Source organism: Ruegeria sp. HKCCE4148 (assembly GCF_017872495.1).
Taxonomy (GTDB): domain Bacteria; phylum Pseudomonadota; class Alphaproteobacteria; order Rhodobacterales; family Rhodobacteraceae; genus Ruegeria.
The window spans coordinates 22,913-45,891 of sequence record NZ_JAEDOS010000002.1 but is presented as its reverse complement, the minus strand read 5'-3'; the positions used below and the strand labels follow the sequence as shown (position 1 = coordinate 45,891).

General features: G+C 56.3%; 25 protein-coding genes. 5 read left to right on the top strand and 20 right to left on the bottom strand.

What is annotated here, in order from left to right; genetic code table 11:
- Positions 1–3 precede the first annotated feature (3 nt).
- The 5 genes from I9187_RS05380 to I9187_RS05360 form a co-directional block, all read right to left on the bottom strand.
- Complete coding sequence (locus I9187_RS05380; RefSeq protein WP_245223140.1) at positions 4–1,260, bottom strand: cytochrome c peroxidase; 1,257 nt, start codon at positions 1,258–1,260, stop codon at positions 4–6.
- A gap of 44 nt (positions 1,261–1,304) precedes the next feature.
- A complete protein-coding gene (locus I9187_RS05375; protein ID WP_216599143.1) occupies positions 1,305–2,246 on the bottom strand; it encodes an aldose epimerase family protein in 942 nt (313 codons plus the stop codon).
- Positions 2,246–3,703, bottom strand: a complete 1,458-nt coding sequence (gene xylB / locus I9187_RS05370; protein WP_209940104.1) for a xylulokinase — start codon at positions 3,701–3,703, stop codon at positions 2,246–2,248. Before xylB ends, I9187_RS05375 begins: the two co-directional genes overlap by 1 nt.
- 289 nt (positions 3,704–3,992) lie before the next feature.
- A complete protein-coding gene (locus I9187_RS05365) occupies positions 3,993–6,224 on the bottom strand; it encodes an adenylate/guanylate cyclase domain-containing protein (protein WP_348540073.1) in 2,232 nt (743 codons plus the stop codon).
- Between the two features lie 32 nt (positions 6,225–6,256).
- Positions 6,257–7,327 (bottom strand): FecR domain-containing protein, encoded by a 1,071-nt coding sequence (locus I9187_RS05360; RefSeq protein WP_245223139.1) that lies wholly within the window; start codon positions 7,325–7,327, stop codon positions 6,257–6,259.
- 468 nt (positions 7,328–7,795) lie between these two features.
- On the opposite strand from I9187_RS05360, the gene I9187_RS05355 reads away from it, so the two are divergent.
- The 5 genes from I9187_RS05355 to I9187_RS05335 are packed head-to-tail and all read left to right on the top strand — an operon-like array spanning position 7,796 to position 10,756.
- Positions 7,796–8,230 carry a hypothetical protein gene (locus I9187_RS05355; RefSeq protein ID WP_171174944.1) on the top strand — a complete coding sequence of 145 codons (435 nt, stop codon included), beginning with the start codon at positions 7,796–7,798 and terminating at the stop codon, positions 8,228–8,230.
- Positions 8,227–8,892 carry a MotA/TolQ/ExbB proton channel family protein gene (locus I9187_RS05350; protein ID WP_171174946.1) on the top strand — a complete coding sequence of 222 codons (666 nt, stop codon included), beginning with the start codon at positions 8,227–8,229 and terminating at the stop codon, positions 8,890–8,892. The genes I9187_RS05355 and I9187_RS05350 overlap by 4 nt, the downstream gene beginning before the upstream one ends.
- Positions 8,893–8,923: 31 nt before the next feature.
- Entirely contained in the window at positions 8,924–9,250 is a 327-nt protein-coding gene (locus I9187_RS05345) for a biopolymer transporter ExbD (RefSeq protein ID WP_171174948.1), read from the top strand.
- A 4-nt stretch (positions 9,251–9,254) separates the two neighbouring features.
- A complete protein-coding gene (locus tag I9187_RS05340) occupies positions 9,255–9,632 on the top strand; it encodes a biopolymer transporter ExbD (RefSeq protein WP_171174950.1) in 378 nt (125 codons plus the stop codon).
- Entirely contained in the window at positions 9,629–10,756 is a 1,128-nt protein-coding gene (locus I9187_RS05335) for an energy transducer TonB (protein WP_171174952.1), read from the top strand. The genes I9187_RS05340 and I9187_RS05335 overlap by 4 nt, the downstream gene beginning before the upstream one ends.
- A gap of 34 nt (positions 10,757–10,790) precedes the next feature.
- Here the strand turns inward: I9187_RS05335 and ureG are convergent, their stop codons facing one another.
- From ureG to I9187_RS05260, 15 genes are all read right to left on the bottom strand, one after another.
- Positions 10,791–11,420: an urease accessory protein UreG gene (gene ureG, locus I9187_RS05330; protein WP_171174955.1), complete on the bottom strand. Its 630-nt coding sequence runs from the start codon at positions 11,418–11,420 to the stop codon at positions 10,791–10,793.
- A complete protein-coding gene (locus I9187_RS05325) occupies positions 11,417–12,070 on the bottom strand; it encodes an urease accessory protein UreF (protein WP_171174956.1) in 654 nt (217 codons plus the stop codon). The genes ureG and I9187_RS05325 overlap by 4 nt, the downstream gene beginning before the upstream one ends.
- Positions 12,054–12,506, bottom strand: a complete 453-nt coding sequence (locus tag I9187_RS05320) for an urease accessory protein UreE (protein ID WP_171174958.1) — start codon at positions 12,504–12,506, stop codon at positions 12,054–12,056. Before I9187_RS05320 ends, I9187_RS05325 begins: the two co-directional genes overlap by 17 nt.
- A gap of 28 nt (positions 12,507–12,534) precedes the next feature.
- On the bottom strand, positions 12,535–12,759 hold the full coding sequence (locus I9187_RS05315) for a DUF1127 domain-containing protein (RefSeq protein ID WP_171174960.1): 225 nt from the start codon (positions 12,757–12,759) through the stop codon (positions 12,535–12,537).
- A 121-nt stretch (positions 12,760–12,880) separates the two neighbouring features.
- A complete protein-coding gene (gene ureC, locus I9187_RS05310) occupies positions 12,881–14,641 on the bottom strand; it encodes an urease subunit alpha (RefSeq protein WP_171174962.1) in 1,761 nt (586 codons plus the stop codon).
- A complete protein-coding gene (locus tag I9187_RS05305) occupies positions 14,616–14,948 on the bottom strand; it encodes an urease subunit beta (RefSeq protein WP_171174972.1) in 333 nt (110 codons plus the stop codon). The genes ureC and I9187_RS05305 overlap by 26 nt, the downstream gene beginning before the upstream one ends.
- Positions 14,945–15,106 (bottom strand): hypothetical protein, encoded by a 162-nt coding sequence (locus I9187_RS05300; RefSeq protein ID WP_171174974.1) that lies wholly within the window; start codon positions 15,104–15,106, stop codon positions 14,945–14,947. Before I9187_RS05300 ends, I9187_RS05305 begins: the two co-directional genes overlap by 4 nt.
- 18 nt (positions 15,107–15,124) lie before the next feature.
- Positions 15,125–15,427: an urease subunit gamma gene (locus I9187_RS05295; protein ID WP_152459090.1), complete on the bottom strand. Its 303-nt coding sequence runs from the start codon at positions 15,425–15,427 to the stop codon at positions 15,125–15,127.
- A 1-nt stretch (position 15,428) separates the two neighbouring features.
- A complete protein-coding gene (locus I9187_RS05290) occupies positions 15,429–16,127 on the bottom strand; it encodes an urease accessory protein UreD (RefSeq protein WP_245223138.1) in 699 nt (232 codons plus the stop codon).
- 398 nt (positions 16,128–16,525) lie between these two features.
- Positions 16,526–16,978, bottom strand: a complete 453-nt coding sequence (locus tag I9187_RS05285; protein WP_171174976.1) for a carbon monoxide dehydrogenase subunit G — start codon at positions 16,976–16,978, stop codon at positions 16,526–16,528.
- Positions 16,979–17,084: 106 nt separating this feature from the next.
- On the bottom strand, positions 17,085–17,897 hold the full coding sequence (locus tag I9187_RS05280; RefSeq protein WP_171174978.1) for an XdhC family protein: 813 nt from the start codon (positions 17,895–17,897) through the stop codon (positions 17,085–17,087).
- 12 nt (positions 17,898–17,909) lie between these two features.
- Positions 17,910–19,097 (bottom strand): VWA domain-containing protein, encoded by a 1,188-nt coding sequence (locus tag I9187_RS05275; protein ID WP_209509210.1) that lies wholly within the window; start codon positions 19,095–19,097, stop codon positions 17,910–17,912.
- On the bottom strand, positions 19,097–19,963 hold the full coding sequence (locus tag I9187_RS05270; protein WP_171174982.1) for a MoxR family ATPase: 867 nt from the start codon (positions 19,961–19,963) through the stop codon (positions 19,097–19,099). Before I9187_RS05270 ends, I9187_RS05275 begins: the two co-directional genes overlap by 1 nt.
- Before the next feature lie 101 nt (positions 19,964–20,064).
- Positions 20,065–22,482: an aerobic carbon-monoxide dehydrogenase large subunit gene (locus I9187_RS05265; protein WP_171174984.1), complete on the bottom strand. Its 2,418-nt coding sequence runs from the start codon at positions 22,480–22,482 to the stop codon at positions 20,065–20,067.
- Positions 22,479–22,973: a (2Fe-2S)-binding protein gene (locus tag I9187_RS05260; protein ID WP_170355562.1), complete on the bottom strand. Its 495-nt coding sequence runs from the start codon at positions 22,971–22,973 to the stop codon at positions 22,479–22,481. The genes I9187_RS05265 and I9187_RS05260 overlap by 4 nt, the downstream gene beginning before the upstream one ends.
- Positions 22,974–22,979: the final 6 nt, after the last annotated feature.

The following is a 22,979-nucleotide window of genomic DNA, read 5'->3' as shown; positions in this document are numbered from 1 at the left end:
TGACTATTGGTCAACGGGCAAACCGCTTGGAACCGTCTTGGGCACCCCCAAGCGAACTGCCGGGTCCTCCAGAGTGCCAAGGAAACTCAGGATGGCGTTGATGTCATCATCGCTCAGGCTCATTGGGGCCAATGTGTTTGAGGCGGCAATTGCCTCCACATGCATGGGGTCCTGCATGGCCTGGGCATCCAGCGCGCCATCAAATTCGGGCAGTTCGGCTTTCTCGACCGAATAATTGCGCAAGGCTACCACAGGATCCAAATGGTGACGCACCACATCCTCAAGCTCAGCATACGCGCCACTGTGCCCATAGGGCGCGGTCAGTGTCACGTTCCGCAATGAGGGCGTGCGAAAAGCAAACGCATCCCTTGCATCCCCTGTGACGCGCAACCGCCCGTCATCGCGCACGTGGTTTTCGAACCTGGCCGCTTTTCCGGGGCCGATCTGGGGCATGGCGATGGAATGGAAACTGTGATCCGTCTGGAACCATCCGGAATGGCAGCTGCTGCACCCGGCCTCACCGTAAAACAGGGTCATGCCCAATTGTGCTGACGCGGGCAGAGACGCCTCGCCCCGCATAGCGCGATCAAAAAGACTGTTGTCCGCACGCCACTCAAAAGCGATGAAATCCGCTATGACATTGGCAATGGCGGTAAAGGTGATCTCTTCTCTGGGCGCGACGTCCTCAAACCGCTGCGAATATTCCGGTATCCCCGCCACACGTGCAGCGATCAGGTCCCAGGCCCCGCCCTCCTGGGTCAACAAGCCAAGCCGTACCGCCTTGCTCACCTCGTTTTCAGAATAGTGACCCGCCATCTCGTCAGGTGAAAGCACCGGGAACATCGCTTGCGCAGCCAGAGCCGATTGAAAGCCGCGCCGCATATCCGTCCCTAATGGCGTTCTGACGCCATTAGGTTGTGACGGATCAGCCTCCAGCCGACCATCATGGAAAAAAGTTGTGAATTCCAACGCACCAAGGTTCCACAGGCCCGGCGAGTTTCGCGGAATCCGCTGTTCGGGAGAGTTATCCTGAGTGATCTTACGCTCGGCCCCAAGCCCCACACCGCCTTCTCCGATTCCAAGTGAAAGCCCATCAGACGTGCCCAGTTTCGGATGATGGCAGGTGGCGCAACTGATATTCTTGTTCCCCGAAAGAATGGGGTCGTAAAACAACAACTGTCCCAGTTCGACACGTTCCAGGTCCGGCTCAAGAAATTTCGGAACGGGTCCAAGGTCCTGCGCCTGAAGTGCTGATGCCATCAGCCAAAAGCCTATTGAAGCTGCCGAAATCCGAGCTTTCATGTTTAATCCTCGAAAATCTCTAGCGTAAGTTTCTGACGATAGGGTTTTTCCGGCGTGTAGATCACAGAAGGAAAGGCCGGATTGTTCACCGCGTCGGTGTATCCGGCGGGCTCAATACAAAGCGCCGCCCCGGGTCTGAAAGGATCAGACAAATGTGCAGCTGTATAGACCTGTGCGCCCGGTTGATCTGAATAAACCTTCATCTTTAAACCCGATGGCGTTTCGACTTCTGCAACAGGCATGGTCACGTCCCGTCCATCTTCAAACACAAAATAGTGGTCAAGAAAGCCAGCTTCTTGACCGATTACGCGACCGCGCGTGAAATCCAGGCTTTCTGCATCGGCTTTTAGAATGCGGCCGGTGGGTATGGCGTTTGCGTTCAATTCAAGAAGGGTTTTGGCATGTAGTTTGAGACGGCAATCGAGAATGCCCTGCGGGCAACCAAGTGAGTAATAATTGTGCTGCGCGATGCTGATCGGCGTGGGCCGATCCGGATGCGCCGTAATCGTATAGATCAGACACGGATAAGCCAGCTCCACCTTTATCACGAACTGGACTTCCGCAGGAAACCCGCCCTCACCATCAGGTGAAGTTATCGACAAAACCGCCTGATTTAGAGCAGTTTTCTCGACACTCCAATACTGATGGGACAGACCATCCCGACCGCCGTGTAGCGCGTTTTTGCCTTCGTTCGCCGTAACTCTGATGGTTTCACCCAGCAAATCGAACTGCGCCCCACTGACACGGTTGGCCAAGCGCCCGACGATTGCACCCAGGTAATATGGGTCCGTCAGATAGTCCTGCGGTGTCTCATAGCCCAGTATCAGTGGCGTTTGCCCCAACCACCACCCTTGGGTGATCGCACCATAGCTGAGCAATGAGGCGGACATGTCACCGTCTTCCAGCACAACCCGTTCTATGGTTGCTGAGCGTTGCCCCGCCATCACGACGCGGAAAGCGGTGCCAACGCCGCATAGTATTGGCGATAAAGCTGATAGGCATTCTCATACCCGTCGCATAGCTCGGTCCTTGGCACAATGACTTCAGCCGTTTCCGGAGGGGTCATGACGCCCGCCGGGTCTGCCCCCCGTAATGCGCAGGCCGCCAGACGCGCTGCGCCGGTCGCGGCACCAAACTCACTCCCCTTGGGCAGAACAAGACGTGTATTCAGGACAGTCGCCAGTGTCTCTAGCCAGAACCGAGATCGCGCTCCGCCGCCCACAACGGTCAGGCTTTCTGGCGTGGTTCCCGTGGCCTTGAGCGCCTCAAGGCAATCACGCATGGCAAAGGCAACACCTTCCATCACGGATTGCGTCAGAGCCTTCGGATCCGTGGCGATATCCAGTCCAAGGAATGCGCCTCGGATGGCGCTGTCGTTATGCGGCGTCCGTTCCCCTGACAAATAAGGCAAAAAGGTCGTACCAGACGGCCCATTGATCTGATCCGGTAGCGCCGACGCCAACGCCCCAACGGGCTGTCCCAAGTTTCGAGACAGCCAGTTCAAGCTGTTTGTGGCAGACAGAATGACGCCCATCTGAATCCAACGCTCAGGCACGGCGTGACAAAAGCAATGAACCGCTGTTTCCGGCGCGGGTGCATAACTTTCTTTGGCCACCAGCAGCACACCAGAGGTACCCAATGACAGAAAACCCGCCCCCTCGTTAATGCTGCCAATTCCACAGGCTGCCGCGGCATTGTCGCCTGCGCCGCCTGCAACAATTACAGGCCCGGCCAATTCCCAGTTCAGCAATATCTCGGGCCGCAACTGCCCTCCAACCGCGCTGCCCTCAACCAGTTCTGGCATCTGATCGCGGTGCATGTGACCTTGCTCAAGCGCTGTGTCGGACCATTCGCGACTGTCAACATCCAGCCAGGCGGTTCCGGCGCTGTCTGACACGTCGCTGATATACTCGCCCGTCAGCCACAAACGAAGATAATCTTTTGGTAACAGCACTTTGGAGACTTTTGCGAAGACCTCGGGCTCATGCCTGCGCACCCATTCCAGTTTAGGCGCGGTGAAACCCGGGAACACGATATTACCTGTGATCGCACGCATCCCCGCGGCACCGTCCAGATCAGCAGCCTCAAGCGCGGATCGCGTGTCGTTCCACAAAATGCATGGCCGTAATGCGTTTCCATCTTTGTCGATCAGTGTGGCACCGTGCATGTGCCCACTTAAACCAACAGCACGCACAGCGGAAAAAGCCGCGGCATTTGCCTTTCGCAATTGGGTAACCACTTTTTGGCAGGCCTCAATCCACTCACCCGGCACCTGCTCGGACCACCCGGAACGAGGTGTTGAGGTTTCAACACTTGCATCGGCCTCGGCCAGCACATGGCCGCCTTCATCAACGACAATACCACGGAGACCGGACGTCCCCAGATCCAGACCAAGATACACCTGTTCTCCCCCCTTCTTGCCTACCGTAGAGCTTCGTGACGCAGGCGGGCCTGCGCCGGGTCACTACTTACTTGCGGCAAAATAGTTTGCGCTAACGTATTACGCCAATTTCAAGAAAAGAGACACCCTATTGTGCGAAATTCAGCACGGCATGGACTTTCAGTTCTCAATACCGGCCACGTCACCGAAGAGACGCAACGCGCAAGGATGCTTTAACGTTAGCCCGCTAGGTCTGTTCTATTGAGTCACGACTGTCTGTGAGGGAACGAAACCAAGATCGCATCGCGGTCTACTCGGCCCCTACCCGCTGGTTGTACCTGGTGAACATGAGTTGACCCGATGGCATGTCCGATCTGAAATCAGCCGTTCTGCCAAGAAGCGCGCGGTAAAACCGGCGGAGACCTGGCTCGATGTCTTCAGCCAGATCTTCGCAGCGCCGACATAGTTCTTCGATCCTGCCCTGAGGGTGTCGGCCTTTTATCGCTGAAATCAATTCGCTGTGCAGAGAAGTAAGATCCTGAAACGCCCGCGCCTTCAGGACCGATTGATCCCCCACAAGAACAAACACAGGTTCGGGGTTGGCTTTACCTTTCAGATCAACACGCCCTGCCTCCAACAATGCCAGATCCGCTTGCCCCGCGCGGGAAACCCCGTTTGATACGACAATATCATAGTCAACCGCACGGCAGCTTTGTTCAAGCCTTGCTGAGACATTCACGACGTCGCCGATAACAGTATAATTGAAGCGCTTTTCTGATCCGATGTTCCCAACGCAGGCCTGTCCTGTGGCAATTCCTGTTGCCAAAGCAATGGGTTGCCTGTTTCGCATAATGCTGGACGCATTGAAGTCTTCTAACGCGCTTCGCATCTTGAGCGCCGCGAATGCTGCACGGCACGGATGGTCTGCAACAGGGATTGGCGCGTTCCAGAAGGCCATGATCGCGTCACCAATAAATTTGTCGATCGTTCCGCGCTCGCGCAGGACCTGATCCCCAATTTTGGAAAACAGCGCGTTCAGGACGGAGACAAGCTCGCTGGCGGATGCTGTTTCGGACAGAGACGTAAAACCCCGAATATCCGAGAACATAACGGTGATTTCCTGGGTCTCTCCTCCCAGCTGCAATTGGTGGCCCGTACTTTCCATTTCATCGAGAATTTCAGGGGCAACGTAGTGCGAAAACACCTTTCGGATCTCACGCTTTTCGCGTTCGGTCGAAATGAACAAGTAGCCTGCCAACAGACCAAAATTCACCATACCCCCGATTAATGGGAAAGTCGCATCAAACAACACAGACTGATTCTGAAAGACCAGCCAACTGATCGTCAGAACGGCAGCCGCGGCAATGCCACCAGCAATAAAGGAGGCAACAGCACCAAAAATGGACATGACAGCAATTACGACAAGCCCCAGAAGGGCAAAGGCAAGCAACTCCTGCGCCGCCGTTACATCAGACCGGCTCAGCATCTCTTGGGTCAAGACTTGCTCGATCATCTGCGCATGAATTGAAACACCTGGGACACTTTCGCCAAGCGCCGTTTGATGAATATCAAACAGACCTGCAGCGGACGTGCCGACGAGTATTATGCTACCCTCGATTTCGGCCCGCAAAGACGGATCGGTGGAACCTGCCATGACGTCGTTGGCCGAAATATAAAGGTCAGGTGTGTCACGCCGGTATTTCAGCCAAAGTTCACCATTCTCGGTTGTTGGCATCCGGTAGCCCCCGACTTCAACAGCCAGCATGATGCCTGCTTCGTCTGACGCGCCTTCGGCAAAAATGGTGGTCTCCCCCAGTGCAACCCTCAGAGATTCGATTGCCAGACCTGGCATGGGCCCGTCCGGCCCGTCCCAAAGAACTGGCACGCGGCGCACGATACCAGTTCCACCAATGGGTGAGACATTGACGCCACCAATTCCTGCCGCAGTTCGGTCCAGCGGAGGCGCGATTGGCGTCCAATGAGGAACTGAAATCAAACCCTCAGCAGGGTTTTCCCCAAATTCGACAATTCCCGCTTTGGGCGTGATGTTTTTACCTTCCTGCGAAAGACGCGCAGCGGCACCCAGAACTACTGGCCAATATGCAATTTCCATTCCAAGTAACACATCGTTGTCCAGCTTCTGGGCATGGTGCTCCACCGTCAAAATACCCTTAAGCGATGGATCGTTCAGAAGGCGTGATGGTGAATACCTGTCAGGCTCGGCGAAAAGCATATCGAAAGCGATGGCTGCAGCACCGTAGTCGCCCAGATTCTTCACCATCTGAGCGACCAGAGTGCGCGGCCAGGGCCACTGTCCCCAATTGGCCAACGCATCTTCATCGATATCCACGACGCGTATGGGAAGATCCGGATTGAATTCTCGCGGAGACAACCTTTGAAGCACATCGAAATAAACCAGGCGAGTCATTCGAACCGGGTAAGGATCCACTGCACGGATGAAACAGCCAAAGAGGATCAGGACCAGCCCAACAAGACGAAAGGCCCATCGCCCATTCTTGGTTTTACGTGTCTTTTCGCTCACACCATCCTCCGGGAAAGAGGAAAAACGCGCCGTCAATCAAAAACGTTTGTTGAGAACCCTTCTTCAGATCCCGTTCTATCGGTCGTTTCGTGATCCGGTTCCTCGCGCTCTGGCTCCTCATGATCGATTTCTTCTCTTTCTGGTTCTTCCCGCTCTGGTTCCTCTCTTTCAGGCTCTTCTTGTTCCGGCTCTGGTCTTTCGGGCTCACTCTGTCCCGAAGTTGACGGGCTTGACGCAGGAGTCGCGTCAACGGTGTCCGTTCTTTCCCGCCGTTGTGGGGGGGCGTCGCGAGGCTCTGGTCTTTCGGGCTCACTCTGTCCCGAAGTTGACGGGCTTGACGCAGGAGTCGCGTCAACGGTGTCCGTTCTTTCCCGCCGTTGTGGGGGGGCGTCGCGAGGCTCTGCCCTGTTTGGCTTGACACGACGTATGGGCGCGGCTTCTCCGGCGCAACCTTCAACTCTGACCTGTAACGGGGGCAACAGACCTTCCTGAGATTGAATGAAGGGAAAGCCGCTTTGCAAAGCCTGTTCGTATTGCGCCTGACTTGCAGGGCGCCCGACGGCTCCGCTTCCGCTTGTTGCGTACATGCTGCACTGACGCCCCGAAGATCTGCAGGTGCCCTGAACCCCACACATTCTGACAGTCCCCTCAAGCACAAGCATTGCGCTTTGCTGTTCGGAAACGACCCACATGTCGAAGGTTGTTCCGCGCACTGCCATTGTCGCCGAAGGTGTCGTGATTGAATAAGCGCGCTTTCGGCTTTTACCGGAAATGAACCGAAAGCTGCCGCCCAGCGCCTGAACTGCAAAACTTTTGGCTTTGCGATTGCCGCGCAACAGGCTCACATCCAGCACCATGCGGGCGTTGGGACCAATTGCGATCTTAGTGTCATCCACAAAGACTATCTGGATCAAACCCGTTTGATCTGTGGTGATCGCATCTCCGGATTCGACATCCATACCAGAAACAACAGGCTGCGTTTTTCCTTCACGAACAAGCTGGGCGCCCTGCTTGGCGCTGATAACTTTTCCAATGTTGGCAACAGCTTGCAACGGCATGGTAACAACAAGGCAAAGAACCAATACAATCTTTAACCACGACAAAACCGAGCCCCTTCCCCCTTTGGGTCCTGATGTGTGCAAATCGCACTGTGCTCGATGATCGCCCCTGCAAAAGCATAATTTTTTGTTAATTTATGTGCAAAAAATATAGACAAATATGCGCCATTTCATGCGCGTTTAGCAAGTTTAATGTTCAAGTCACCATCAAACCATCGTTTCCCGCACCTCTGACACGGCAAGTGGATGGGCCTTTCTGGGTTGCCAAGCACGATAAAGTCTTACTTTTCCGAGGCGCAGAAATGGCCAGGATCGGTGTTGCCGTGCACAGTTGAAATTCTGTTTGCGCCCCGTATCTCTTAGCTTGTGAAAGCACTCATCAACTTGCGCTGACGATCCTTTTACCCCACGACCCTTGGTTAGGCTTTACTTGACGAATGACTGGGTCGACAAACAAATAGGTCAACTGATCGTGCCGCCCCTGAAACGAGCGCAGCAAAACGGAGTAAGTTTATGTTTTCCAGTCGCATTTTAGCAGCGGCAGCGTTTTGCGCCAGCCTGTCGTCTACCGCGCTAGCGCAATCTGATACCAAACAGGATGGCAAACTCTTCGTAGAACTGAATGCGGTCCAGGATGTCACCGGATCATGCAGGCTAACCTTTTTGGCCAAGAATGAAACCGGGCTGACGATTGATGGCGCGGTATTTGAAACCGTTGTTTTTGATGCCGAAGGTGGTGTTGTGACCTTGTCCCTGTTCGATTTCCGTGACTTGCCGGCGGACAGGCCTCGAGTACGCCAGTTTGATTTACCAAACCGAACTTGCGCCGAAGTTGGGCAGGTCTTGATAAACGGCACGAACTCTTGCCTGGTCGATGGCGCTGAAAGCCAGGTATGCGGAAAGACCCTGTCGCTGAGCAGTCGAGTAGCCATGGAGCTTTTGGGATGAGTCCTTTAACCGCACTTCGTGAGATTTTCGCACTTGGCGGGCCGGTCGTGGCGATCCTGATCGCGATGTCCGTGCTGACGCTGGCTGTCACTCTTTACAAACTCTGGCAATTTGCGGCCTGTGGTGTCGGGAGACATAAAGTGCTGTCCGAAGCACTTGCCGCATGGGACGCTGGCGACCAACACGCCGCCCGAGCAAAGCTGGCCGGTAGCAAAAGTTATCTGGCCCCTATTGTCGGCGCGGCGATGGATGCAGCGGGCGTAGCCGGAGCCGATGACAGACTGGATGCCGAAACCGGCCTTGTGCTTGCCGGGCTTGAGCGCGGTTTTCGCCTGTTGGACACTGTGGCGCAGCTTGCCCCCTTACTGGGACTATTTGGCACCGTTCTTGGTATGATCAGCGCGTTTCAGAGCCTGCAGGCCGCAGGGTCGTCAGTGGATCCTTCAGTTCTGGCTGGCGGCATCTGGGTCGCCTTGATAACCACTGCGGTGGGGCTGGCCGTTGCAATGCCAACGTCCATGGTCTTGTCTTGGCTCGAAAGCCGCACAGCGCGCGAGCGTGTGTTTGCGGACAAAGCCCTGCGCACGGTTCTGGTGCCCGGGCCTTCGATCAATAGCGCAGCAGGTACCGCACCGGTTTCGGCTGCACCAGAACATGCGTAACACGGCACCATTTGTCCGGCGGCGGATGTCGATGACGCCCCTGATCGACGTGATCTTTCTGCTTTTGCTGTTCTTCATGCTGTCCTCGACTTTCTCGAGGTTCAGCGAGATTGAACTCAGCAGTGCAACCCAGGGCGCAGCAAGCGAAACAACGACAATCGAACGCTTCTTTGTGCAACTCGGCGCCGAGCGGGTCGCGCTGAATGGCCAAGTTACGTCGCTTGACGACTTGGACAGTCAGATTCAGTCCGGTCAGGTTTTAATCAGCCTTGATCCGGATACATCCACACAACGCCTTGTGGACCTTCTTGTTCGCCTGCGCGGGCGCGAAGGTCTCATGGTTAGAGTGTTGGAGTAAAAGAATGATCCGCCACATCCGAACCAGCCGAAACCGCGATTCAACCATCCCGCTGATCAATGTTGTCTTTCTTATTCTAATCTTTTTTCTGATCGCCGGCACAATAGCTCCTCCATTGGATCCGGACCTGGAATTGGTGAACACTGCAGATCTTGAAGGCCGTGAACCACCCGATGCGCTTGTTCTTCATCAGGACGGAACACTGAGCTTTCGCGGCAGGCCAACAAACGCCGAAGCTTTCATGGCCGATCGAGAAACCGGGCCGGTGCGCATCGTGCCAGACAGAAATGCGTCTGCGCCCCGATTGATGGAAATCACCAGCACCCTGCGCCGGTTAGGCGCTCCGTCGGTTTTTCTTGTGACAGAACAGGCCCTCGAATGATCAGGCGGTCTATCTTTGTCGCGATTCTCGCGATCTCGGTATCGCTGTTGATGCATCTCGCGGGCCTGAGCCTGACCGTGCCAAACCTGTCAAACCAAGCCGCAGGTGAAAGCCGTACCGATACTGTCGAACTGAGCAACAGTTTTGAAGAGTTTGCAGATGCCCGGCTTGAACCTGTCGAACCCGAACCGGCAGAGACACCACCCCCTCTGGAAGAACCGCCAATTGAGCCCAGAGAGGCCGAAGCCCCCACAAGCGACGCCCGTGTCGCGTCGCCCGACCCAAAACAGACCTACGCGCCCGATACCGGAGACTCCGCAATCATTCAGCCCAGAGCACCGGAAGAAGCGGTCACCGAACCTGTGGAACAGGGCCCGGATGATACCGGTGAAGCTGCGCAAACCGCAGGGGCTGACACCGTGACTGAAACGCCAGAAGCGCCCCCAGATCAAACAGCATCTCCGGTTGAACCGTCTTCGGTCGAAGATCCGGTATCAGAAGAACAGCTTGCTGCGCTGCCAGCCGAGCTATCTCCTGTCGACCCGGAAAACGGTGAAACCGTCGAACCTGTAACACCCCAAGCAACCCAGGAACCGTTGGATGAGGAGGCAGATCTGCCCATCCCCGAAGCGGAAGCAGACGAAACCGAACAAGCGCTGGTTTCGTCTCTTCGACCACGGCCGCCCAACCGCGACGCGCAACCCGCCCAACCAAGAACACTGGAGCGCTTCAACAATTTCGACAATCTGCGCTTTCCAGAGCAGACGATTGAATCGCCGCTCTCTGCCTTCAAAAGAGAAGGTGTGGACGTCTTTCGACAAAGCAGAAGCAGCAATCGATCTGGTGGGCGCGGCCCAGGAAACTCGGATTCAACGAATTATGCCGGTGAGGTTCTGGTTCATTTAAACCGGGCCCCGATTGTCTATGTCGCAGCGCGCGGATATGCGCGCGTGTTTTTTGAAATCAGTCCCGATGGCACTTTGGCGTGGGTCGATATTGTCGAAAGCTCTGGCTCACCCGATATAGAGCGCGCCGCAAAGCAACAGGTTCGCACCGCCGCGCCGTTCCCGCGCCCACCTGGCGGCGTCAGTCGAAAACTGTCATTCTACTACCAGATTAGATGATTAGGTGGGCCTTTTAGCATCGTCTGTTACGCAGCTAACTAGCCCCTGACACTCTCAGACCTCCTGTCTGCTCCAACAAATCCACAATTGCGCCAACCCCTTTTCGATTGCGAAGTGACGAGAACAGAAAAGGTCTTCCTTTGCGCATCTTTTGCGCGTCTCGTTCCATAACCTCCAACGACGCACCGACATGAGGTGCCAGATCGGTTTTGTTGATTACCAGGATGTCCGACTTGGTGATCGCTGGCCCACCTTTTCTAGGTATTTCCTCGCCAGCAGCCACATCAATTACATAGATTGTAAGGTCAGCAAGTTCGGGGCTGAACGTCGCGGACAGATTGTCACCACCACTTTCAATCAGCACAACGTCCAGATCAGGATGACGCGCCTGCATTTCAGCGACAGCGGCCAGATTGATCGAGGCGTCTTCGCGAATTGCAGTGTGCGGGCAGCCTCCGGTTTCCACGCCAATGATTCGGTCCCTGGGCAGGACTTGCATACGCATAAGCGCTTCGGCATCCTCTTGTGTGTAAATATCATTGGTTATGACGCCCACTGAACAGACATCTCGAAGAGCTTCGGACAGTGCAGCGGTCAACGTGGTTTTTCCAGCTCCTACCGGGCCGCCAATGCCGACGCGAAGTGGGCCGTTCATATTCGTCATGTTCGGAATATCCTCGAATATTGTGTTTCGTGCTTCATGGATGCGATGTCCGTCAGAAACGCTGTTGAGCTCAGTTGATCCAAGCCAGCCTTTTGTGCCCTGCTAGCGATCTTCTCACACAATGGTGTAAGGGTGCGGATCAATCGCTGCGCGTCAGTTTGGCCCAAAGGAACTAGGCGCGTTGCGCAAGCTACAAGATTGCTGGCGAATGCTTGCAGAAACATCTTGGTCGTTAAAGACACGGGGAGATTCTGCCGACAGGCAGCTTGCCCTACACTGACCGGGTACGTAAGTTGGCGTAGATCCAACTCCCAGACATCTCGCGTCACATTTCCAAACGCCTGCCCCAACAAATCGGTCTCCATAAGCCGTTCGGATGACGCGCAGAAGGCCCGTGCGGTCGCATCGATGTTGACCAGTTCACCTTGTGTCCGCGCCCTGTATGCCGCGACAACAAACAACGCGTCATTCCACCCCGAGCCGTGCTCCAGCACATCCGAAATCCATTCTTCGGCGTCCTGTGAGCACGTGACACACCCTTCGTCAATCGCTGCCTCCAAGCCATGAGAATAGGCAAAACCCCCTACAGGGTAAGCAGGGGACAGCCATTGGGCCAAGGTCAGGATATCGGTGTCAGTGGGTGTGGCCATGAGTCCGACCGTGACCATAAGCGCCACCTTCGGGTGTGAACGGTTGGTGCACTTCCTGCACCGTAGCCCCGATTTTCAAAAGCATGTCATTGATGACATGGTCGACCTGTATGAACAGGCGGTCTTTCTCGATTTGGCACGGTGTATGACGATTGCCAATGTGCCAGGCGATGCGCGTCAGGTCCGGGGCTGTCACCTGAAGCAAAGCTTCCGGCGCTGCCCGGATTTCCACCTCGCGCCCGTCATCGAGGATCAGCGCGCCTCCGTGATCTAACGACGTTGTCTGCGCCAGATCGATCAATATCTGCTCGCCACTTTCGCATGTCAGAACCTTGCGACGCAGGAACCGATCATCATAGGTCAGGTACAAGCTGTCCGCCGGGTCGCTGTGCGTGTGACCCGAATACTGACGCGCGGTACACAGAAGGGCAGTCATGCGATCCCCTCCTCAGCACCGGAAACAGTCAGAGCCAGATAGAATCCGCAAATACCTGATGCACAATCCGTTCGCGCGTAAGGCCGCGCTTTTTCAGTTCTTCGTCGCTGAGCGATTGCAAGTAGTTGACTTGCCGCACGCGCGATTGCGCTTCGGCCAAGCTCATTAGAACTGAAAAGATTGATGACCCGATGGATGCGATCAAGCCACGCAGCGAAATCCGTGCGTGCGTCTGAGTTGCTGAGTCTGCCATTTGGACCCTCGTAATCGTTGGTCCTCCCTTGGGTTTGAATATTTGTCATATCGGCCTCATTGAGTAGTGCATGTTTGCTCATGGCTCCGTTGCGCGCGCTGCAACGCAGCACAATTCTTAGTCAAAACAAAAAATAGCGTTGCGCCATTGGCAGCACTTCAGCGGGTTGGCAGGTCAATAATTCGCCGTCTGCCCGCACCTCGTAGGTTTCCGGATCAACCTCGACATGAGGTGTCGCACTGTTCAGCAGAAGGTCCTGTTTGCCGATCTCCCGTGTGTTCCGTACAGCCACGGTTTGCTTGGCTAATCCCAGTGTATCACCGATCCGATCCTCCTGCGCGGCCTGCGAGACAAATGTGATCGCGGAATGTTCAACCGATCTCCCATAGGCGCCAAACATCGGGCGGCTATAAACAGGTTGCGGTGTAGGGATCGAAGCGTTGGGATCACCCATTTGAGCGCAAGCAATGGTACCACCCAGCAAAACTATCTCGGGCTTCACTCCGAAAAAGGCTGGGTTCCACAGGACCAGATCGGCACGCTTGCCTTCTTCGATGCTGCCGATTTCGTGGCTCAGTCCATGCGCAATGGCCGGGTTGATAGTGTACTTTGCAATGTAACGCCGAACACGAAGATTGTCGTTGTCTCCGGTTTCCTCGCTCAGACGTCCGCGTTGTTTCTTCATTTTATCGGCGGTTTGCCACGTACGGATCAGCACCTCGCCCACGCGGCCCATAGCCTGACTGTCAGACGCGATGATCGAGAAGGCACCCATATCGTGCAGGATATCCTCGGCCGCAATGGTCTCGCGCCGGATACGGCTTTCGGCAAAGGCCACGTCTTCGGGAATGGATTTGTCAAGGTGATGGCATACCATCAGCATGTCCAGGTGCTCTTCAACCGTATTGACGGTGAAGGGGCGTGTTGGGTTGGTCGAGGATGGCAGAACATGGTTCTCGCCGCAGATCTTGATGATGTCTGGGGCGTGGCCGCCACCTGCACCTTCGGTATGGAAGGCATGGATCGTTCGGCCTTTCATGGCAGCCACGGTATTTTCTACAAAACCAGATTCGTTCAGCGTGTCGGTATGGATCATCACCTGCACGTCCATCGCATCCGCAACCGAAAGGCAGCAGTCGATGGCGGCAGGGGTTGTTCCCCAGTCCTCGTGCAGTTTCATCGCGCAAGCGCCTGCCTTGACCTGTTCCTCCAGCGCCGCTGGCAGTGAGGCGTTGCCCTTCCCCGCGAAGGCCAGGTTCATGGGAAAGGCATCCGCCGCTTGCAACATCCGGCCGATATGCCAGGGCCCCGGCGTACAGGTGGTCGCCAGAGTGCCATGTGCAGGACCGGTGCCACCACCAAGCATGGTCGTCAGGCCGGAATGCAGCGCATCTTCGATCTGCTGGGGGCAAATGAAATGAATATGACTATCAAACCCGCCTGCCGTCAGGATGCGCCCCTCGCCTGCGATGGCCTCGGTCCCTGGGCCGATAATGATGTCTACACCCGGCTGGGTATCGGGGTTCCCTGCTTTGCCGATTTTAGCGATCCGCCCGTCCTTCAGCCCCACATCTGCCTTGTAGATACCGGAATGATCAACGACCAGAGCGTTGGTGATCACCGTATCAACAGCCCCCTGAGCACGCGTGACCTGAGACTGCCCCATCCCGTCGCGGATTACTTTACCGCCGCCAAACTTGACTTCTTCGCCATAGACGTCTTCGCGGTGACCCGTTTTGCTGAACCGCGCGGCTGTCGCGCGCTCCACAATCAGATCTCTTTCCACCTCGATAATCAGGTCGGTGTCGGCCAACCTAACCTTATCACCCACAGTTGGGCCGAACATAGCGGCATAATCACTCCGGCTGATCTTGCCCGGCATCTTTCAAAGCCCCCATGATGTGCATGTTAAAACCATAAATGTGCCGCCGTCCGTCATAAGGAACCAGCATCACTTCGCGGGTCTGACCCGGTTCAAAGCGAACGGCCGTCCCCGCAGGAATATCCAGCCGCATCCCCAAAGCTGCATGGCGATCAAAATCCAGGGCAGCGTTCGCCTCGGCAAAGTGGTAATGGCTGCCGACCTGTACTGGCCTGTCACCTGTATTGGCGACCATAACAAGGCGGCTGCTGCGCCCGGCGTTCAGCGTCAGTGAGCCGTCGGCCGGAATGACCTCACCCGGAATCATTTGGTCAGCTTGGTCAGCAGCGCGATGAGAGCAAAAGCAATCAAAGCCAGCCCAGCGCCCAACGTGGCATAGTCGGTTGGGTGTGCGTGAATATGCGTGCCAGTGTGGGCTATTGCCGGGCCAGAAAGAACAAGGGCGGGAAAGAGCATGCGGATCATAACGCGTTCCTTTTTTGATTAACGAATGGGATTGTGAACAGTGACAAGCTTGGTTCCATCGGGAAACGTTGCCTCGACTTGTACTTCGTGGATCATCTCTGGCACGCCTTCCATACAGTGTTCCCGGCTGATGACTTCAGCCCCGGCTTGCATCATGTCAGCGACCGATCGACCATCGCGCGCACCTTCGACCACGGCGTCCGTAATCAGGGCGATGGCTTCGGGGTGATTCAGCTTAACGCCTCGGGCCAGCCTCTTGCGGGCAACTTCCGCGGCCATGGCGACCAACAGCTTGTCTTTTTCACGTGGGGTCAGGTTCATGTCAGAGCATCCAGCATCGGGGCAATGTGCCTTTGTTCAGTTGCCGCAAAACCGGCATCAGGGTACGGCGCAGGGCAAAGCTGTTTTCAGCCAGGGTGCGAACAATCAGCAATTCGTTTTGTATAAGTGTCGCCCCTGCCGTATCCGGCAGCATGTCGCGAACCGGGCCCAAATGAGCTTCAACAGCCTTCGAGGCAAATACGATCAACGCCATTGCCCCAGCGCCGTTTGCGATATGCGGCTTGGACAGATGAGCGTTCAAGTCGCCTGAAAACTGTATCGCATCCAGAAAAACCGGACCTTTTTGGCGGTGTATCTCGATCCGATCACTGAGACGGATTTTGCTGAGCCGCTCTCCCATCGCCGCGCGCCCGAAGACCATTGGCTCGATCATCAACAACTCAGCCTCAGGAGCTAAATCGATCTTCAGCCGACGCTCCAACGCGCTATCGTTGAACAGGATCGTCTCTTGCGGCAACCAATTCACACGAGCGCCAGACTGAACTGTCAGGTGGTTGGTAATCTGGCCGATTTCTTCAGGCTGCGCTTTGTAGACACGTTCGCAAGCCTGCGTTGTCAGCGTCAGCGTAGTGCCTTCTGCAGCTTTGCCTGAAAACCGAAATCTATCGCCCCCGGTCACTCCACCGGCCGTGTTCAGAAGAACCGCCTCCAAATGCGGCGTTGTGGTTCTTGGGAACAAGCACTTGAAGGACCCGGAATGGTGAAACCTGTCTAATACACTCTTAGCGCCCAGCAGCTTGGTGCTTAGGTTAACTGAACCAGCGGCGCGTGGTGGGTTCGCACTTTGCGCGGGTTTTATAACAGCAGCTTGAGTAATAAGGCACCTTTGGAAGACCTGTTGGTGCCATCTGTTTCCTTGCTGACGCGCCGAAACGCCAATTTGCACCGTCGCAGAATGCCTAGTTTCGCGTCATCCGATCAAATATTAACCGAATGCACGCCCGGCGGCCTAAAATTTAAGCAGATTCACCCTATAAATGAATGCGTCTCACCCTAAACCCGCAAGTCGCACTGCGTTGCGGAAGTCGAAAGGACCGCCGCAACGCAAAGCACGTTCGTTAAGTTTGGCCGCTGCGCTTAGCCAACGTATTGATCGGCAACAACTTCCCCAAACCTGTCAAAAAACTTGGCCGAGAGTTTTTTGGCAGTTCCTGAGATCAACCTGCTGCCCAGTTGTGCAATTTTACCGCCAATTGCGACCTTGGCGGTATAAGACAGCACTGTTTCTTCCCCATCAGCCACAAGAGAGACATCAGCGCCACCATTTGCGAAACCCGCGGCTCCTCCCTTCCCTTCTCCACTCAACGAGAACGCATCAGGCGCTTCTGAATTGTCCAGCGTAACCTCGCCATTGAATCGCGCCTTAACGGGGCCGATTTTCAGCACAACTTTGGCCTCAAGATGCTCAGGTGAATGCTGGATAAGCTCTTCGCACCCAGGAATGCATTCGCGCAGGACATCCGGGTCATTCAGCGCGCGGTACACTACGTCTCGGGGCGCAGAGATGCGAATTTCGTCATTTAGTTCCATCTGAGGATCCTTTTCTCAACAACATCTTGGGAAAACACGAAGTGCCACCTCGGTCGCTTCTTCCGGGGTCGAATCCGGTTTTGCAGCCCGGAAGGACGCCAACCAGTTAAGCCATTTTTTCTTCATGCGAAGTCTCCTCGGATTTATCTGAGTTCCGCCAAAGGATAATTTCAGCAAGGATCGACAGGGCAATTTCGTGTGGGTCGATCGCATGGATGTCCAAACCGGCAGGCGACTTGAGCCGCTTGGTTTGTGCAGAACTCAAACCTTGCGCTTCCAACCTGTCGCACAACACCTCAGCCTTTCGGTGGCTCGCAACCATTGACACACGGCGCGCCGGTGTCTCGAGCGCGGCTTTCAATGCGGCGCCATCACCTTTTCCCTGCGAAGCGACCACTGCGAAATCGCGTGGCTCAACACCCAAAGCGCTTAAGTTTTTCGGATCGAAACTGGTAAAATCCACTTCACTCTCAGAACCTTCGGGCAAGCAAACACGCAATCCGATAAGCGCTGCGTGCTCTGCGAGGGCATGGGCAATCGGGGACTCTCCAAAGATGATCAAACGCGGCGCATGCTGATACGGCTCAATCAGCAAGTCGACCGTTCCACCCGAAGGGCAACCGCTCTTGAAGGTTTCCACGCCGTCCGGGTCTGTCATTGCCACCACCTTGTCCGAGGGTTTCACGCGGATCATTTTCGGAAAGCCACCTGTAAGTGCTTCCTGAGCTGATGCCCGTACAACGCGCTGCACACAGGCTCCACCCAGATGTCCCAATATCCGACCGTCTCGCGTGACTACTGCCTTGCCGCCCGCCTTGGCCGAGGTCGCGTCGGCGGTGCGAAGGACAGTTGCCACGCAAAAAGCGTCCCCCTGCTGGCGCAGCTGTTCAATCGTGTCGAAGATGTCGAAACCTGCCATGGTTTTATCCTTTCACAGTTTTCGGAATTCAGGTTCTAGTGCCGCCAGTGCTTCAAGCGTGTTGGCAGGAAGATGCGCGTCCAGGTACGGCTCTGCGGCCTTCATGGCAGCGGCAATGGGCTGGTAATCTTTCCATCCTTTAAGCGGATTCAGCCAAACCACCCGTCGTGCCTTGCGTCGGACCCGCGCCAGTATATGCCCCAAAGCCGCAGGCGACGAGCTGCAATAGCCATCCGAAAGGATCAATACCACCGTCCGCCCGTTCAGGGCACGGGCACCGTATCCATTCAAAAATTTTTCGAGGCTACCCGAGATGTCAGTACCGCTGCCAAACCCTTCGGCCATCAGCGACAATCGGCCAGCCGCGCGCAGCGTGTCGTGATCGCGCAGTACATCCGTCACCCGCATCAAATGCGTATGAAATAAATACGCATCCGCTTCGGCTCCGCTGCCAATCAACCCCTTGAGAAAGGCAAGGAAAACTCGCGAATAAACTGTCATCGAACCGCTAACGTCACACAAAGCCACGATCCGCATAGGGCGTGGCGGGCGAGCACGACGGTAAAGATCAATCGGCTCACCACCCCTCGCAAGGCTGGCGCGTTGAATACGGCGCATATCCAAAGCCGGGCCGCGCATCGCAAGTTTGCGTCTGCGCGAGCGACGGTCCCGGATGGCTCGCGCGATGGCGGTTGCCGCCTGTTCCGCTTGCTTCAACGCGTCTTCATCCATCAGCTCACGCAAATCCCGACGCGACAGGTTAGCCGTACGGGTTGCGATCAGCCTCCCGTCTCTCCCCAAGGCCTCCCCGTCGCCAGGATCAGGTTCTTGCGCCTGATCCGTGCCGGTTTCCGCCTCCCGAGCGTCTTGGCTTTGCTGCTGCCAAATCATCGGCTTTGCGGATTGAACCCGCACATGAGCCGTGTGGGCAGTTCCAGTTCGGTGCTTGCCTGTATTTAACCAGTAGGCATCGAACAAGTCCTCGAAGCGACGCCAATCGTCAGCGTCGCCTGCCAGCAATACACAAAGCGCCCGCTGAGCCTGTCTGACATTCGTTGCGTCAACTGCTGCCAGAGCAGCCAGCGCGTCTCCTGTCTCAGCAGATCCCACACGCATCCCGTTCATGCGCAAATGTGCGATGAAACCGGACATGCGATCCGACAAACCAGATGCGCGGGAGGGAAACCGAGTGACTTGCATCAGGCGACTTTCCCGATCAGGCGATCCATGACTTCGGGCGGCGCGGCATCGTAGTCAGCGGCAGTTTTCAGAAGACACACAAGGGTTGCCTGAACCTCTTCCTTAGACTGCGCCATGTCGTTGACACCCAATCCTGATAGCGCGGCTGCCCAGTCCAGCATCTCGGCGATGCCGGGTGTCTTTTCTAAGTCTTCCTTCCGCAAAGCCTGCACGACCCCGATGATCTGACGCGCAAGCCGCCCTTCGACGTCAGGCATGCGCGCATTCAGGATCGCCATTTCAGTTTCTCGCGATGGGTAGTCGAGGAAACTGTAAAGACAGCGACGCCGCAGCGCGTCGGACAGATCTCGTGTCCCGTTGGCCGTCAGGATTACAATCGGGCGCGAACGCGCCTTCAGGGTGCCGAGTTCGGGGATGGTGATCTGAAAGTCTGACAGAATTTCAAGCAAGTAGGCTTCAAACTCTTCATCGGCCCGGTCGATTTCGTCGATCAGCAGAACCGGCGGATCTTCTTCGCTGATTGCCTCCAGCAATGGACGCTTCAGCAAGTAATCATCGGTGAACAGTTGCGCCTCGCTGGTGCCTCCGCCAGCCTCGCTTGCACGAATGGCCAAAAGCTGACGTTGGTAGTTCCACTCATAAATGGCGTGACTGGCGTCCAGCCCTTCGTAACACTGCAACCGGATCAATCGCGTCTCACGTTGAGCCGCAAGAGCCTTGGCAACCTCGGTCTTGCCGACACCCGCAGGCCCCTCAAGCAGCAACGGACGACCCAGCGTCTGCGCAAGATGCAGGGCCATGGCCAAACGATCATCGGCAACATAGCCCTGTGCGGCCAATCCGTTCTGAACGTCAGTCAAAGTCAAAACCAGGATCCAATCTTCATCTGGCCAAAAATACCTCGGGGGTCCGAGGGGGCAGAGCCCCCTCGCTTTGGTCGGGCCGGCGCCAGCCGGTCCGGACCATTTCACCCATGCATCCCAAGACCATTGGCGATCTTCCAGATCCGCCAGTGGTCGTGCGGCATGTGGCTTTGCACCAACCCAAAGGGCCGGAACGCATCATGCACCGCGTTCGAGAAGCAAGGAACGCCGCCCACGTTCGGGCTTTCACCCACTCCTTTTGCACCAATCGGATGGTGCGGGGACGGTGTCACCGTATAGTCGGTGATATAGTTCGGTGTCTCCCAGGCGGTTGGCAGGAAGAAGTCCATCAGGGTGCCTGTCTTTACATTGCCCATCTCATCATAGGCAATTTCCTGGCCCATCGCGATCGCCAGCGCTTCGGTTACACCACCATGGACCTGCCCGTCGATGATCATCGGGTTGATCCGCGTGCCGCAATCGTCCAGCGCATAGAACTTCCGCACTTCCCATTCGCCGGTATCCACGTCAATTTCCATAACGCAGATATAGGCCCCGAACGGATAGGTCATATTCGGCGGGTCGTAGTAGCTGACGGCTTCCAGCCCCGGCTCCAACCCCGGGATGGCCTGATTATAGGCGGCGAAGGCGATTTCTTTCATGGTCTTGAACCGCTCGGGCGCGCCTTTGACAGCGAACCGGTCCACATCCCATTCGACGTCGTCATCATGCACCTCAAGCAGATAGGCAGCAATCATCTGCGCCTTCGCGCGGATCTTGCGCGCGGCCATAGCCGTCGCCGCCCCAGCCACAGGCGTGGACCGAGAGCCATAGGTCCCAAGACCATAAGGCGCGGTGTCCGTGTCGCCTTCCTCCAGCGTGATATCGTCGGCGGGCAGGCCGATCTCGCTGGCGATGATCTGGGCAAAAGTCGTGGCATGGCCTTGACCCTGACTGATCGTCCCGAGCCGCGCGATGGCTGAACCCGTTGGATGTATGCGGATTTCGCAACTATCAAACATTCCCAGCCCAAGAATATCGCAATTCTTGACCGGCCCGGCCCCGACAATCTCGGTGAAATGTGTCAGGCCAATCCCCAGCAGCTTACGAGTCTTGCCAGCTTTGAAGTCCTCGACCCGCTGCGCCTGTTCGGCCCGCAGACCGTCATAGTCTACGGCCTTCAACGCCTTGTCCCAAGCGGTATGATAATCGCCCGAGTCATACTCCCAGCCCAGCGCCGACTGATACGGGAACTGATCCGCCTTGATAAAGTTGATCCGACGCAGCTCGGCCGCGTCCATGTTCAGCTTGATGGCCAGAACCTCGATCATGCGCTCGATGAAATAAGCAGCCTCGGTCACGCGGAAGGAACAGCGATAGGCCACCCCTCCCGGCGCCTTGTTGGTATAGACGCCGTCCACGGCCAGATAGGCGGTGGGGATGTCATAAGACCCGGTGCAGATATTCATGAACCCAGCCGGGAACTTGGTCGGGTCGGCACAGGCATCAAACCCGCCGTGATCCGCCGTGGTATGGCACCACAACCCGGTGATCTTGCCATCCTTGGTGGCGGCGATCTTGCCCTGCATCCAGTAGTCGCGGGCAAAAGCGGTGGACATCAGGTTTTCCATCCGGTCCTCGATCCACTTCACCGGCTTACCGGTGACAATGGACGCCACGACCGAGCAGACGTAACCCGCATAGGCGCCGACCTTGTTGCCGAATCCGCCGCCGATATCAGGACTGATCACGCGGATATTGTGTTCGGCCAGACCCGAGATCAGCGACACAACCGTCCGGATCGCATGGGGTGCCTGGAACGTACCGTAAAGCGTCAGCTTGCCGGTCACCTTGTCCATCGAGGCCACACAGCCGCAGGTTTCCAGCGGGCAAGGGTGCGTGCGGTGATAATAGACCATCTCCTCGGCCACGACATCAGCCTCGGCCAAAATAGCCTCGGTTGCGTCTTTGTCGCCCTGCTCCCAGGTGAAGATATGGTTGTGATGCTTACGCGGTCCGTGCGCGCCTTCTGTCTGGCCTTCAAGATCTTCGCGCAGGACAACGTCGGATTTCAGCGCCTCGAACGGGTCGGTCAGAACGGGCAGTTCCTCGTATTCGACCTCGACCAGTTCGGCTGCATCTGCGGCGATGTAGCGGTCTTCGGCGACGACATAAGCAACTTCCTGGCCCTGGAACAGCACTTTGCCATCGGCCAGTACCATCTGCTTGTCACCTGCCAGCGTCGGCATCCAGTGTAAACCCAGAGGTGCAAGATCCTCAGCTGTTAGCACGGCGACAACGCCGGGTACCGCCAAGGCTGCCTCTTTGTTCACGCTGACAACGCGGGCATGTGCGTAGGGGGAGCGCACAAAGTCACCGAACAGCATGCCGTCAAGCTTGATATCATCTACATAGTTGCCCTTGCCTTGGGTAAAGCGCACGTCCTCGACGCGTTTGCGGGCGCAGCCCATACCTTTGAGGTTGGCGGCGCGTTCTTCGGGGGTCAGAGTCTGGTCGTTCATTCCGCGGCCTCCTTCTGAGCGTTCAGCATGTCAGCCGAAGCTGAGATCGCCTTGACGATGTTCTGATATCCGGTGCAGCGGCACAGGTTTCCGGCCATGCCAAAACGGATTTCTTCCTCGGTCGGATTAGGGTTTTCCTGCAACAAACGATGCGCGCGGGTTATCATGCCCGGCGTGCAGAAGCCGCATTGCAACCCGTGATGTTCGCGGAACATCTCTTGTAAGACGCCCAAGCTGCCATCATCATTGGTCAGCCCTTCAACGGTGGTAATATCTGCCCCGTTCACCTGGGCCACAAAGGTGGTGCAGGACTTGACGGATTTGCCATCGATATCAACGGTGCAGGCCCCACAATGGCTGGTCTCGCAACCGATATGAGGGCCGGTAATTTTCAGATCTTCCCGCAGGAAATGGATCAACAACGTGCGCGGTTCGGCCAGACCTTCGACCTCTTTGCCGTTCACGGTGAGTTTGACGTGCATTTTCGACATTGCTTT